Genomic DNA, 14,389 nt, shown 5'->3' with positions numbered 1-14,389 from the left:
AATTTTGTGCCCAATTTAAAGAATATGGCGCAGTTTACAGAAGAAGAAAAGATTTATAGACGTGTAGAAACACGGTTTAATAAGGGGGTTGTGAAATATCGTTTGATTGACGAAGGTGATAAAATCCTTGTAGGACTTTCCGGAGGGAAAGATTCTCTGGCATTATTGGAACTTCTTGGTCGACGTTCAAAGATATTTAAACCTCGCTTTTCTGTTGTGGCAGCATATATTGCCATGACTAACATTCCTTATCACTCGGATGTGGAGTATCTGAAAAATTATGCCGAATCATTTGGTATTCCTTTTGTGTATAGCGAAACTTCTTTTGATGCATCGACTGATACTCGTAAGTCTCCTTGTTTTCTTTGTTCATGGAACAGACGGAAAGCTCTTTTTACAGTGGCTAAGGAACAAGGCTGCAATAAAATTGCATTAGGTCACCATATGGATGATATTCTGGAAACGCTGCTGATGAATCAGGTTTTTCAGGGAGCGTTCAGTAGTATGCCTCCGAAACTTATGATGAGAAAGTTTGATATGACAATAATCCGCCCAATGTGCCTTATTCCTGAAGCGGATCTTATTGCTCTGGCCGGAGTGAGGAACTTTAAGAAGCAGAAAAAGAATTGTCCGTATGAGGTTGATTCTCACCGTTCGGATATGAAAGAAGTGCTTCGCTTATTCGAAAAAATGAATCCGGAGGCTCGTTACAGTCTTTGGGGAAGTATGAACAATATACAGACTGATTTATTGCCTGAAACGGGTATTTAATATAGTGTATTTTAATATTTAAAATTATGCAAGGTTTTTATTCTATTTTACTTTTGGTTATATCGAATATATTTATGACGTTTGCCTGGTATGGCCATTTAAAATTGCAGGAAGATAAGGTTATTAGTAACTGGCCTTTAATAGGAGTTATCATATTTTCGTGGAGTATTGCTTTGGCCGAATATATGTGTCAGGTTCCAGCCAATCGGTTAGGATTTAATGGAAATGGTGGTCCTTTTAGTCTGATGCAATTAAAGGTTGTGCAGGAGGTGATTACTCTTATTGTTTTTACGGTGTTTTCTACCATGTTATTTAAAGGTGAATCTTTGCACTGGAACCATGTAGCTGCAGGAGCTTGTCTGGTAATGGCTGTTTATTTTGTTTTTATGAAGTAATTATAACCCAATATTCGTTTCGCTCGTATATAACGTATAATAATAAAATATCAATATGTTAACAAATCTATAATCGGTTTTAAATAAGATGATTTTAGGAGGTATTTTATTCAAATGGGCATAAAATTGAGAAGAAAATATTATTGATAATCAGTTGTATAACACATTTTAACTCGAAAAAGACTCTATGAATGATAATGTTTCGCCAGCTTTTCTGTCTTACTATTTTATTTTTAAAGATAATATACTGATTATTAGGCGCGGGCATTTTTATCTCACCCCGTAAGAAAACAAAAAAATGGCATGGTTGCCCGCGCACTTTAAACTAGCACTTATCAGTCGGCCGTGAATATTTGTAGACCTAACGTTTATCCAATAAAAAAGGCCAGACTTTTTCAAATCCGGCCTTTCGGTTATATAAGTTGAAATGCTTTATGCAAGTTATTTGTTTTTGAATTTCTGATCCATTGCTGCTGCAGCTTTACGACCATCACCCATAGCAAGAATTACGGTTGCTCCGCCTCGTACAATATCTCCTCCTGCAAAAATCATTGGAATTGATGATTCCATTTCATCGTTTACATTGATTGTTCCTTTTCTTCCTGTTTCCAGTCCTTTAATTGAACTTGGAACAATTGGGTTAGGAGATACACCTACACTGACAATAGCAAGGTCGATGTCGATTGTTTCAGTTGCACCTGGTATGGCAACCGGGCTGCGACGGCCGGATGCATCTGGTTCGCCAAGTTCCATTTTCTGAAGAACTACCTGCTTAACAAATCCACGTTCGTCGGCAATGTATTCAATAGGGTTATGTAAAGTAAGGAATTCAATACCTTCTTCTTTTGCATGCTTAACTTCTTCTAGACGAGCTGGCATTTCTTCTTCCGAACGACGGTAAATAATCATGGCGCGTTCTGCTCCCAAACGTTTTGCAGTACGTACAGAGTCCATTGCAGTATTACCTCCGCCAATTACAGCTACGTTCTTACCGAAAGCTACAGGAGTATCCGATTCCGGATTTGCAGCATCCATAAGATTAACGCGTGTAAGATACTCGTTAGATGAAAGAATGTTCAGTGAGTTTTCGCCTGGTATATTCATAAAGTTAGGAAGTCCGGCACCTGATGCAACATAGAAACCTTTAAATCCTTTTTCCTTTAATTCTTCTACAGTGATAGTTTTTCCAACAATACAGTCTTTCTCGAAAGCAACTCCCATCTTTTCGAGGTTATTGATTTCTACATCGACAATATTATTTGGTAAACGGAATTCAGGAATACCATATTTAAGTACTCCTCCAATTTCGTGTAATGCTTCGAATACAGTTACATCATATCCCAGCTTAGCCATATCTCCGGCAAAAGAGAGTCCGGAAGGACCGGAGCCGATAACTGCTATTTTAATTCCGTTGCTTTCATCTAAATCTGGAACTGAAATTTGTCCGCTTTCTCTTTCGAAATCGGCAGCAAAGCGTTCTAGGTGACCAATGGCAACAGCTTCTTTATTCATTTTCTGAACGTAGATACATTTTGATTCGCACTGTTTCTCCTGTGGACAAACACGACCGCATACTGCTGGAAGCGCGCTTGTTTCTTTAAGAGTTCTGGCTGCTTCTAGCACTTCTCCACGTTCTATGTTTTTAATAAACTTAGGTATATTGATTTCAACCGGACAGCCAGTTATACAACCAGGATTAACACAGTCAAGGCAGCGTTTTGCTTCTTGTTGTGCTTGCTCCATGGTTAAGCCCTGGTTTACTTCTTCACGGTTGTGTGAACGATATTCAGGATCAAGTTCGTTCATGTGAACGCGTGAAATATCGGTACGTTCTTTTGCTTTCATGCTTTTACGCAATTCTTCACGCCATGGTGCAGTGCGGTCTTCGGCATGCTGACTTTTGGTAATCTCGCATTTTGGTGATCCTAACTTCTTGATTTCTTCTTTTTCAGCATCCTTGAAGGCACTCATACGTTTAATCATTCCGTCAAAGTCTACCTGATGAGCATCAAACTCAGGACCATCTACGCAAACAAACTTAGTTTTTCCTCCTACAGTTACACGGCATGCTCCACACATACCAGTTCCGTCTACCATTATAGTATTCAGAGAAGCTTCAGTAGGAACTTCATATTTTTTAGTTAATAAAGAAACGAACTTCATCATTACTGCCGGTCCGATAGTAAAGCATTTATCTACCTTTTCACGAAGAAGCACTTCCTCAACGCCAACTGTAACTACACCTTTATTACCGTAAGAACCGTCGTCGGTCATAATGATTACTTCATCAGAACTTTCGCGCATCTCTTTTTCAAGAATGATAAGTTCTTTTGTACGTCCGGCAAGAACAGTTATAACCTTGTTGCCTGCAGCCTTTAATGCCTGAACAATTGGTAGAAGAGGAGCTATACCTACACCACCACCAGCACAAACCACAGTTCCGAAGTTTTCAATGTGAGTTGCCTGTCCTAATGGACCTACTACGTCAGTAATATATTCTCCAACTTCAAGATTACATAGTTTTGTCGAAGAAAGTCCCACTTCCTGGACAACGAGAGTGATAGTTCCTTTGTTTAGGTCTGCTCCGGCAATGGTTAATGGCATGCGTTCGCCTTTTTCTCCAACGCGGACAATTACGAAATGTCCTGCTTTGCGGGAGCGAGCAATCAATGGTGCTTCAATTTCCAGCTTAAAGACTTTCTCTGAGAAGTGTTCTTTATTAATTATTTTATTCATAAAAGTAGAAATATGATATTTATATTAGACTTGTAATTTCAGTATGTCGGTATTGGCAAAGGTAATCTTATTGTTTTTCATTTCAAAACTATGACTATAAAAAAACCAGAGCGTTTCACTACACTTAACATAGGAAACGCTCTGGTTTATGCTTATTTAATTCCCTTTTGGGGGATTACTTAGTCGATGATATCAAATCCGGTATAAGGAACCAATGCTTTTGGTATGCGAATGCCTTCCGGAGTTTGATTGTTTTCAAGTAGGGCAGCTACGATTCGTGGTAAAGCTAAAGCACTACCATTCAGTGTGTGGCAAAGTTCTGTCTTCTTGTCTCCTGTACGGTAGCGACATTTCAGACGGTTAGCCTGGTATGATTCAAAGTTGGATACAGAACTAACTTCCAACCAACGTTGTTGTGCTGCTGAGAATACTTCAAAGTCGAATGTAATGGCTGAAGTGAAGCTCATATCACCTCCGCAAAGACGAAGAATACGATAAGGTAATTCCAGTTTGTTAACCAGATTTTCTACGTGAGCAATCATTTCTTTCAGTGAATCGTAAGAATGTTCAGGCTTATCTATGCGAACAATTTCTACTTTGTTGAACTGGTGCAAACGGTTTAATCCTCTTACATCTTTTCCATAAGAACCAGCTTCGCGGCGGAAACATGCAGAGTATGCACAGTTCTTAACAGGTAGTTCGTTGTCTGTAAGGATTACATCTCTGTAGATGTTTGTTACAGGAACTTCTGCTGTAGGGATTAAGTATAAATCATCCTGATTATCATGATACATCTGGCCTTCTTTGTCAGGTAACTGTCCTGTTCCGTAACCGGAAGCTGCATTTACTACATAAGGAGGCTCAATTTCCAGGTAACCTGCGTTACGGGCTTCATCAAGGAAGAAGTTAATTAAAGCTCTTTGAAGGCGAGCACCTTTTCCTTTGTAAACAGGAAAACCTGCACCTGCAATTTTAACTCCAAGTTCGAAGTCAATCAAATCATATTTCTTGCAAAGATCCCAGTGTGGAACTGCATCTGCAGGAAGTTCGGGAGTAACACCACCCATTTTCTCTACTTTGTTGTCGTCGGCGCCATAGCCTTCAGGAACTGAAGAGTGGGGTAGGTTAGGGATTGTGCAAAGCAGAACCTGAAGTTCTTCTGCAGCTTCGTTCATTGCTGTTTCCAAAGCTTTGTTTCCCTCTTTGATTTCGCTTACTTTTGTGCGCGCCGATTCTGCTTCTTCTTTATTCCCTTCCTTCATTAGTTTACCAATGGATTTCGAGAGAGTATTTACTTCGGCAAGATTCTTATCCAGCTCATTTTGTGCAGTACGTCTTTTTTTATCTAACTCCAGCACTTTATCTATGGCTTCCTGTGCGCCTTTAAAGTGTTTCTTTTCCAGACCACGAAGAACCTCGTCGGTCTTTTCTGTAATTACTTTAAGTGTAAGCATATCTTATACTGTTTTTATAGTTTTTTTATTTAGAGCCACAAAGATAAATAAAAATAAGATAAGATGATATTATAATCTTTTTAATCCTTTAAATAATAAAAAAAGTTCCTGCAACGAATGTTACAGGAACTTTTTTTTATTTGAAACAAAAATCGTTGTTATGCTTCTGTTGTTTCAGCAGGGATGATAGATACGTATGAACGATCTAATCTTCCTTTCTTGAATGTTACAACACCATCAACTAATGCGTAAAGTGTGTGATCTTTACCCATACCCATGTTTAAACCTGGGTGATGTTCTGTACCTCTTTGGCGAATGATGATATTACCAGCTTTGCAAGTTTGTCCACCATATACTTTTACGCCTAATCGTTTGCTATGTGATTCGCGGCCGTTCTTAGAACTACCGACACCTTTCTTATGTGCCATTTCTTCTTAAAAATTTAATTGATTAAGCTACTACTTCTTTAATGTTTAACTCTGTAAATTGTTGACGGTGACCGTTACGTTTTCTGTAACCTTTTCTTCTCTTCTTGTGGAATACGATTACTTTGTCGCCTTTTACAAGGTGAGAAACTACTTCGCATACTACTTTTGCACCTTCTACTGTTGGGGCTCCTACAGTCACTGCGCCATCTTTGTCAACTAACAATACTTTGTCAAATTCTACAGTCGCTCCGTTTTCAGCGTCTTGTATGTGATGAACATACATTCTTTTTCCAGCTTCTGCTTTAAATTGCTGGCCGTTAATTTCTACAATTACGTACATCTGTTATATTTTGTTATACAGGTTCTCTCCGGAAGGTGGATCTTAATCATTTAACATCTCTTATTTACCCGCGCGGACTAATTAGGGCACAAAATTACTTATTCTATTTTAATTGGACAAATATTTTAGAGAAATTTATTCTCTTTATTATGAGGGCATTTGCTATTATAATAATCAGATTTACCGGAAATTTATGTTACCAATTAATTTTTTCTTTCAGCATAACCCCATCTGTTACTCCTAAATCTTTCAACGATCCGTTTTTACTTTGAATACAAATCATTGTTAGCGGAGTGTTTCCGGTATTTTTCCATGCACGTTTGCCATCAGGTGATATTCTAACTACGCTACCTTCTGAAATAGGAAAGTGATTGCCATCAACCTGAAACTCTCCACTACCTTTTAATACAATGTAAAGTTCTTCGTTTGTTTTGTGAGTATGAAGAAAATCACCACCTGCTCCCGCAGGAACTACTGTAAAAGATACTTCTGTACCAGTACTTTGTACTGACTCGCCAACAAAAACTTTTCCTGGAATCTCTATACCTGGAGCAAGTACAAACAGATGTTCACTTAACTGATCAAAATTGCCGATTGTTACAGCTGCATAATTTTCTGCTGCCGAAATTTTTTCTACTTTTTTCATTTTCTTACTGATTGATTCTTATACTAATTATGAAAAGCTAAACTAACTTTTACGTTACAAAAGTAAGTATCAAACAGATGATTGTCAAGTAGGTACTTGCATGTAAGATGGTTACCTCAATGAAACCTTTGTTGATAACGAGTAACTTACGGAGTACTTTTTTTTGAAAATATTTTTAGAAGGTAAATGACTGATTCATTATTCGTTGTATTTAATATTATTAGTTACTTTTGCTGCGCTAAAAATACATAGCTTATGAGTAAAGTCAAACTTTCAGATAGTTTTAATCCCATGTGCCCTATTAGGAACATTCTCTCACGAATTAGTGATAAATGGTCCATGCTTGTGCTATACATATTGCATGAGAAGGAAGTTGCTCGGTTTAAAGAATTGCAGCGTTGCATCCCTGATATTTCACAGAAGATGCTGACTGCTACGCTTCGCACACTGGAAGAGGATGGCTTTATAAGCAGAAAGGTTTATGCGGAAGTTCCGCCAAAAGTTGAGTATACGCTTACAGATAGGGGGCGGTCTCTGTTGCCTCACATTAATATGCTTATAGCCTGGGCGATGGAAAATATGGATGGTATAATGAATGACCGTATAAAAAAAGTGGAATAGTATTATGAGAATAGACCATTTCGCAATTTGGTGTGATGATATTGAAGCAATGCGCACATTTTATACAACTTATTTTGATTGTGTAAGTAACAATCGATATCATAATCCGTCAAAGAACTACACTTCGTATTTTCTTTCGTTTGGTGGTGGAGATTGCCGAATAGAATTAATGAATCGTCCGGACATTGTAAATGAACCGGCAAAACGTGGATTTATGAAAGGTATTGCCCACTTTGATATTGAAGTTGGTAATGAGGAAATGGTTGATAGTTTAACGGAGCGACTCCGGACGGATGGTTATATTATAGCCAGCGAACCTCGTAAAACAGGAGATGGCTATTATGAAGCTGGAGTTTTAGATCCTGAAGGTAATTATATTGAGATTTCTGCGGAAGTATAGAATAGAACGTTTGCTCTGAAAATCTTTGGTGAATAAATAAAAATATAACCTTATAAACTGGGCAAGATAACCTGTTAGATTTTAATTTATTGGGGTTTAATTGCCATCAACTCTTCTTTTAATTTTTAGTGTATCTGGATAAAGTGTTATTAATGAGTGATGAAACACTTTTTAACTCGACTGTCTCGTTTTGAGAGACAACTTATAAGGTCGTTTTCTGACAATACGTTTTACTTTTTGAGTTAACAAACTGATTATAAGCTGCGGAAAAATTAGTTTCACCCCCTATAATAACAAAAAATAGAGGTCATTTTTCCGCAAGCTTAATTATCTTGTTTGGAGTGTTATTTCACAGGCTCAACCTTGAACCCTTGCTTTCTGAGTAAAGTAATCAATCCGTTTTCTCCGGGAAGATGTAAGGCACCAACAGCAATAAAAGAAGGAGTTTCTTTCATAATAGCAGGTAGTTTAACAGCCCAGTCTTTATTTCTGTTGTCTATCATTGATTCCATTTCCCCTGGTATAGGGTCGCAGCTGTTTCCTTGTTTTTCCTCAGACAGCTTTTGCATCTTGTCAATATTGAAATTGTTATAAGCTTCTGTTAGTTCTTTGGTATCTCTTACAATTTTGGCCGTATCGTTTAATGAACATACAAGTAAACGTGCCTGGCGTTGAAGAGATTGTGAGTCATACAGAAGGTCTCTTTGAAATTCTAAAGTTTCGAGTGCTGCAATCTTTTTCCCGCTTTCTTCTCCCTTAGTTTGAAAATATCCGTCGAGCTGTTCTTTAGGATTGAAAGAAAGGGCTTTGGCTGCAATAGTCATTGCTACCATCATACTAATAAATGCAGGTCTTATTTTGGGCACCTGATTAAGATCAAAGCCCATGTTTGCTTTTAAGAACGAATTTATAGTCGCCTGTTCTGTATCACTGAAAAGAATTTGTGCGGTAGTATCATTGGTAATGAACATTTTATCCTGCATCTTTTTCATTCCTTCAGGAGATTGTGCATCTTTCATATTCAGTTCACCTACCACTTGTTTGCTTGCATCAAAAGCTTCTTTAAAGCCACTGACTTTATCAAGGAGAGATAATGGGGCGAGATGGTGAGTTCCGAATATATACGATGGAGTCTTTAATCCATTGCCCGATACTTTCCACAAAAGAGATTGTGCGCCTGCAGATATTGAAAATAGCAAGATGCACGAAAGAATAAATAGTTTTTTCATAAAAGATTTTTTATAGTATTAATATTTTGTTGAAAATCTATTCAACATTGAAGTAAGCTTCCAACTCTTTTTCAGCGGAATTATTAATGTTGTCTATGTCTCTGATAATCTTTCCATCTTCCAGCAAAGCAATGCGTGGACAGATATCTGTAGTGTGGTTCAGGTTATGACTGGAAATCAGTATTGTAGCACCAGTCTGTTGGCTATAATCTTTAAGGATGTGTTTTATAATTGACTGTGAACTTGGATCAAGGAAGTTAAATGGCTCATCCAGTATAAGAAGTTCCGGATTGTGAATCATGGCCGAGATAATACCAATCTTCTGTTTATTTCCGGCCGAGAAATTGCGGATAAATTTCTTTTGGCCTATAACTTCTCCGTTCATAAAGCGTTCGAATGTTGTTAAACGTTCGTCTACTTCTTCTTTCTTTAGTCCATACATTTTTCCGATAAAGTAGAAATACTCTTCCGGAGTGAGGTAATCAATGAGGAAACCTTCGTCAATAAATGCACCGGTAAAGTTTTTCCACTCTTCACTTTTGCTGGAATCGATGTCGTTGATAAAGGCAGCTCCGTTGCTGGCTTGCAACAAATCCAGGATTAGACGGAAGAATGTGGTCTTACCAGCTCCGTTGTTTCCTACCAAACCCAATATGTCTCCGTTGTTTATTACGTAATTATCTATATCTACAGCTCTTTTTTCGCCGAAGTCTTTTTGTAAATTATTGATTTTTATTGTTGCCATGGCTTATTTGAATTTAAATGATAAGGTAAAAAATGAAACACTTTTATTTGGAATCTCTGAATCCTTCCATATTTTTATATCTTCTTTTCATGAAGCGTTTATAGATATTCTTGATCCAATAATTTGAAGTAAATGTCAGAGCAAGACCAATAGCCAGAAATATTAGCTGACTTATTATTTCTCCGAAAGCTATTCTGAGCAAATTGATAACCAGCATAGGAACACCAAAGGACATTAAACTGATAAGGCTCTGAAAACCAGTTCCGGTAGATTGACGACCTATCAGACTTTCGTTCAATGGTGTTGTTTTATTATTATAAACAGCTAATTGAAAGATAATGAAATAGATAAATCCGGTAGTGAAGAAACAGTAAGATATAGCCATTAATAGTGTTATTTTCCCCATTATTATCACTGGAATCATTAAAATAAAGGGAACTATCACAGCAAAACTGTAAAAATAGTATTTGGCTCTAAGCAGATTATAGATGGACTCCTTGCGACTCATTAGCCCATCAAGGTAATTCCCTTCGAAACTCATTATTTGTGTGAGCATCAGGATTCCAAGAATTGCAAAGTTGTAGATTCCTACAAAGCTCTTGCCAAGTGGCCCTTCATAAGAAGGTGTAAATAGCATTCCGGTAAGCATGATTATAAGGAAACATCCCATACGGAACATAGATTTGCTTCTTTTGTTTCTGAATAATAGCTTCAGCTCTAAACGGAAGTATTCTCCAACTTCACCGTATTGTTCCAGAAATTTATATTCTGAGACATGTTTTATTTTAGTGTCGTTTGTTTTGGCTAGTTCGGCATACAGATTTCTGATCATGATAGTGCGGTTTATCCAACCCAAACCAGCTGCAACAATCAGTACACCAAGGAAGCTAAGCAGATTTCCTTTGATAAATAATTCGCCTACCTCCATAGTGAATTTGCTCACCGGATTGCCTAAGGTAAGTTCCAATGTTAATAGAAGTCCGTAAAATACGATAGGTATAATTACGAAATAAGTTTTTTCATTAATTAAAGTGCGGCACATTTGGTACCAGTAATTATTGAGAATCATCAATAAATAAAATCCCAGACTATAGGTGATGACTCCCGTTATTCCAAAATATTTAGTAACAGTAATGAATGCAAAAGGAACAATCATAAATAACCAAAAGGCATTGTATGAGTTTGTTGCCGATTTTAAAAGAAGAATATTGAGTAGCTTGTTCTTCTTAACCGGTAATAATAGATAAGGTTTTATTTCCTGAGTAGGAGTTTTTTGAAAGGCGAAGCGGAAAAGAAAGTCGATGGCAAGGATAATGAATAACCCTTTATTCATTATATGATATGGCTCCATGGTTGGAAACATATCTGCAAAACCAAATCCGAAGATAATACCAAAGAAAATAAAATATCCGGCCCAAAATAACATCATAAAGTAGATATAAAACTTCCCGAATTTATTCTTTTCGAACATGGGATGCCGTTTGGCGGCCAATTTGGTGTGTTTTCGTAATTCTTTTAAAAGCATAAACAGATATGTATTTGAACTTAAGATAAAAGTAAGAAAAGACCTTTTCAAAAGGTCTTTTCTTATCTCTGTTATTTAATTATTTAGCTTCAGGAGAAGTCATTGTTACTTCAACCTGATTCTTTTGGCTGAACATACTCTTTGCAAATTTCTGAAGATCACTTATTGTTATTTTGTTAACAATAGCTTCATAATTAGCGTCCATGTCTAATCCGGTGTAAAGATATTCATCAATACAACCTACCCAATAGCTATTTTCTTTTATGTTCTCTTTGTATTTCTTCAACATATATTCTTTTACTTTAGCCAGATTGGTTTCTGATGGGCCAACTTTTGAAATGTTGTCAATTTCATCAAAAACAATCTTAATCAGTTTATCCTTTTTAGCAGGATCTGTTTGGAATACAATTTGAAGAGAACTTTCTTCTTTAGGGTATTTAGTAGTGTTTCCATATACACTAACACCATAAGTACCACCTTCTTGTTCGCGGATCTTTTCAGTATAAACAATGTCAAGAACCTGAGCAAGCATACTCATCATGATATCATTCTGAGATGTGTATTTGCAGCTTCCATTATAGAATGTAAATACAGAAGCTTTAGCAGTTTGCTGTTTCTTCTTGAATTCATTCTTGTATTGACCTTTACGCGTATACATCTTTGTATCTTTGAATGTCTCTTTTCTGTTTATTGATGGAAGAGATCCAAGATATTGTTCAATTAGCGGTTTAGCCTTTTCAAGATCTACGTTACCAACCAGAATAAAGGTAAAATCACTTGCATCTTTAAAGCGATCTTTGTATAAGTCCATACATTTCTGATAATCAATTTTATCAATCATGTCAGCCTTAATACGTATTGTTCTTGGGTGATTACCATACATACCGAATGTAATAGAATCATTGAAAGCTACCATAGGATTTGCTTCTCTGTTCTGCAAAGAGGCTTTCATACGTGTTTTGTAAGATGTGAATGCATCAGCATCCATTCTTGGAGCAGTAAATGTAAGATAAGTGAGCTGTAACATTGTTTCCAAATCTTTAGGAGAGCAGCTACCGTTAACACCTTCTGTATTTGTTCCAACAGAAGAGCTTACAGATGCTTTTTTACCTGCTAAAACTTTCTGTAAGTTAACTGCGCTGAAGTTTCCTAATCCTCCTAACTCAACTACATCATTAAGTGATTTGATATTAATAATTTCAGAGTTTGGCATTAGTGAACTACCACCTAAACTAACACCTTTCATTTGAATTTCATCAGCTTTGAAATCAGTCTTCTTAACGATAACCTTCACACCATTTGATAATGTAAGTGTAGTTGTACCAAAATTCGTATTTTCTTTTGTAGAAATAATCTTACCAGCTTTTGGAGCTACCGGAATAAGTGGTTCGTTAGATACCTTATCCACGTATGCGGTAATGTTTTCAGCTTTTACGTTTTTAAGAATAGATAGAATCTTATCTTTAGTAGGATATACTAATCCTTCTTTATCAGGACCAAAGATTGCTACAACCTGGTTTGTGTCAGAAACGAATGATTTCATAACCTCATTAATCATGGCTACTGGCAAATTTGGAGCTATTTTGTTCATAATAGCAAAATTGTCATCAATGCTTGGGATAGGTTCGTTATCTGTAAAGTTGTTAACGTAGCTATTTATGTAGTCTTCGTTCTTCTTTTTACCGCGTTCGTTGTATTCAGATTCAAGATTTCTCAGATATTCAGCACGTGCACGTACATATTCTGATTCAGTGAAGCCAAAGCGATGAGCACGTTCTATTTCGCGAAGAAGAGTACTTAATGCATTTTCAACTCCATCTTCTTTGCATACTGCAACACCTGTAAAAGCATCTTTTGTTTTTGAAACAAAGAAGCTGTTATCGTATGCGTATCCATAGACAAATGGAGGATTAGCAGATTGAGTAAGCTCGTTTAAACGGGCATTCAACATGTTACCAATCATATTTTTTGCGTAATCAAAAAACAAGTATTGCATGTTGTTCTTTAAAGAATCAGGATATACATCGTGTTTATTGAAAAGCAAAATCTGCATATTGGTTTGCTCTTTGTCTTTCTCAATTACAACAATCGGTTCTTTATTGTCATTAACAGGGAAGTAAGTACGTAATGCAGGATTTACCGGTTTTGGAATATCACTGAACATTTTCTTGATTTTAGCTTCAACAGCATCTACATCAATATCTCCTACAATAACCAAACCTTGCAAATCTGGGCGGTACCATTTTTCATAATAATCACGAAGTGTTTTGTATTTAAAGTTATCAACTACGTCCATTGTTCCAATAGGCATACAGTCTGCATATTTGGTTCCTGCATACATTATAGGCAATGCTTTTTCACGTAGACGTTGCATAGCACTCATGCGAGAACGCCATTCTTCATGAATAACGCCACGTTCTTTATCAATTTCTTTGTCTGTTAGTAACAAGTCATTTGACCAATCATGTAAAATAAGCAAGCAAGAATCCAATATTCCTTCGCGGGTAACAGGAGCGTTGGAAATATTATATACGGTTTGATCAATACTTGTATAAGCATTAAGATTTACTCCGAATTTTATTCCTACACTTTCACACCATGGAACAATGCCTAAGCCTTTATCTGTTCCCGGAAAATTCTTTGAACCATTGAAAGCCATGTGTTCCAGGAAGTGTGCTAACCCTCTTTGTTGTGGTTCCTCAAGAATAGAACCAACTTTCTGCGCTATGTAGAAATCAGCTCTTTTTTCATTGGTTGTGTTTTTACGGATATAATAAGTTAATCCGTTTTCTAACTTACCTATCCTTACGTCTTTATCAATAGGTATTGGTGGCATTTGCTGTTGTGCAAAAGTTGTACTAGCACAAAATAGTAGTGATGCCGTGAATAAATTTTTAAATAGAGATCTCATAATTTATATAAATTGGATGTTTAAATATATTTTTATTCAGTTAGTCGCTTCATAAATATTAAAAATCACAAAGTAAGTAAATTTATTGTCATAAAAATGAAATTCCCCGATAAAGTTTTTAGATCTTTATCAGGGAACTCTTAAAGTATTACATTATAATAGTTATTTTGATTAATAGCTATTAATGA

Annotated in this window: 13 protein-coding genes; 4 read left to right on the top strand and 9 right to left on the bottom strand. The window is 36.5% G+C overall.

All coding sequences use genetic code 11. The annotated features are described in order from the left end of the window. Window positions 1-24: 24 nt before the first annotated feature. Complete coding sequence (locus tag BUC21_RS04850) at window positions 25-771, top strand: PP-loop family protein (RefSeq protein ID WP_073399799.1); 747 nt, start codon at window positions 25-27, stop codon at window positions 769-771. A 26-nt stretch (window positions 772-797) separates the two neighbouring features. Beyond that, window positions 798-1,166, top strand: a complete 369-nt coding sequence (locus tag BUC21_RS04845; protein WP_073399797.1) for a DMT family protein — start codon at window positions 798-800, stop codon at window positions 1,164-1,166. A 441-nt stretch (window positions 1,167-1,607) separates the two neighbouring features. Here the strand turns inward: BUC21_RS04845 and BUC21_RS04840 are convergent, their stop codons facing one another. The 5 genes from BUC21_RS04840 to BUC21_RS04820 form a co-directional block, all read right to left on the bottom strand. Next, the gene (locus tag BUC21_RS04840; protein WP_073399795.1) at window positions 1,608-3,902 is read right to left on the bottom strand and encodes a bifunctional dihydroorotate dehydrogenase B NAD binding subunit/NADPH-dependent glutamate synthase; all 2,295 of its coding nucleotides are present in this window, start codon (window positions 3,900-3,902) and stop codon (window positions 1,608-1,610) included. Window positions 3,903-4,081: 179 nt separating this feature from the next. Continuing rightward, window positions 4,082-5,356 carry a serine--tRNA ligase gene (serS, locus tag BUC21_RS04835; protein WP_073399793.1) on the bottom strand — a complete coding sequence of 425 codons (1,275 nt, stop codon included), beginning with the start codon at window positions 5,354-5,356 and terminating at the stop codon, window positions 4,082-4,084. Window positions 5,357-5,514: 158 nt separating this feature from the next. Next, window positions 5,515-5,784, bottom strand: a complete 270-nt coding sequence (rpmA, locus tag BUC21_RS04830; protein WP_073399791.1) for a 50S ribosomal protein L27 — start codon at window positions 5,782-5,784, stop codon at window positions 5,515-5,517. A gap of 22 nt (window positions 5,785-5,806) precedes the next feature. Further along, the gene (gene rplU, locus BUC21_RS04825; protein WP_073399789.1) at window positions 5,807-6,124 is read right to left on the bottom strand and encodes a 50S ribosomal protein L21; all 318 of its coding nucleotides are present in this window, start codon (window positions 6,122-6,124) and stop codon (window positions 5,807-5,809) included. A gap of 196 nt (window positions 6,125-6,320) precedes the next feature. Next, window positions 6,321-6,770, bottom strand: coding sequence for a cupin domain-containing protein (locus BUC21_RS04820; protein WP_073399787.1), 450 nt, complete (start codon window positions 6,768-6,770; stop codon window positions 6,321-6,323). A 255-nt stretch (window positions 6,771-7,025) separates the two neighbouring features. Between BUC21_RS04820 and BUC21_RS04815 the strand changes: the two genes are divergently transcribed. After that, on the top strand, window positions 7,026-7,391 hold the full coding sequence (locus tag BUC21_RS04815) for a winged helix-turn-helix transcriptional regulator (RefSeq protein WP_073399785.1): 366 nt from the start codon (window positions 7,026-7,028) through the stop codon (window positions 7,389-7,391). A 4-nt stretch (window positions 7,392-7,395) separates the two neighbouring features. Continuing rightward, window positions 7,396-7,791 carry a VOC family protein gene (locus tag BUC21_RS04810; protein WP_073399783.1) on the top strand — a complete coding sequence of 132 codons (396 nt, stop codon included), beginning with the start codon at window positions 7,396-7,398 and terminating at the stop codon, window positions 7,789-7,791. Window positions 7,792-8,135: 344 nt separating this feature from the next. Here the strand turns inward: BUC21_RS04810 and BUC21_RS04805 are convergent, their stop codons facing one another. The 4 genes from BUC21_RS04805 to BUC21_RS04790 all read right to left on the bottom strand — a co-directional run bounded on the left by BUC21_RS04805 (window position 8,136) and on the right by BUC21_RS04790 (window position 14,201). Then, entirely contained in the window at window positions 8,136-9,020 is an 885-nt protein-coding gene (locus BUC21_RS04805; protein WP_073399781.1) for a TraB/GumN family protein, read from the bottom strand. Window positions 9,021-9,057: 37 nt separating this feature from the next. Further along, window positions 9,058-9,765, bottom strand: coding sequence for an ABC transporter ATP-binding protein (locus BUC21_RS04800; RefSeq protein ID WP_073399779.1), 708 nt, complete (start codon window positions 9,763-9,765; stop codon window positions 9,058-9,060). 43 nt (window positions 9,766-9,808) lie between these two features. Beyond that, window positions 9,809-11,290 carry a DUF5687 family protein gene (locus BUC21_RS04795; RefSeq protein WP_073399777.1) on the bottom strand — a complete coding sequence of 494 codons (1,482 nt, stop codon included), beginning with the start codon at window positions 11,288-11,290 and terminating at the stop codon, window positions 9,809-9,811. A gap of 79 nt (window positions 11,291-11,369) precedes the next feature. Continuing rightward, complete coding sequence (locus BUC21_RS04790; protein ID WP_073399775.1) at window positions 11,370-14,201, bottom strand: M16 family metallopeptidase; 2,832 nt, start codon at window positions 14,199-14,201, stop codon at window positions 11,370-11,372. Window positions 14,202-14,389 lie beyond the last annotated feature (188 nt).

Origin of the sequence: Bacteroides luti, from assembly GCF_900128905.1 — a bacterium.
Taxonomy (GTDB): Bacteria; Bacteroidota; Bacteroidia; order Bacteroidales; family Bacteroidaceae; genus Bacteroides; species Bacteroides luti.
This window is presented reverse-complemented; position numbering and strand designations above follow the sequence as displayed.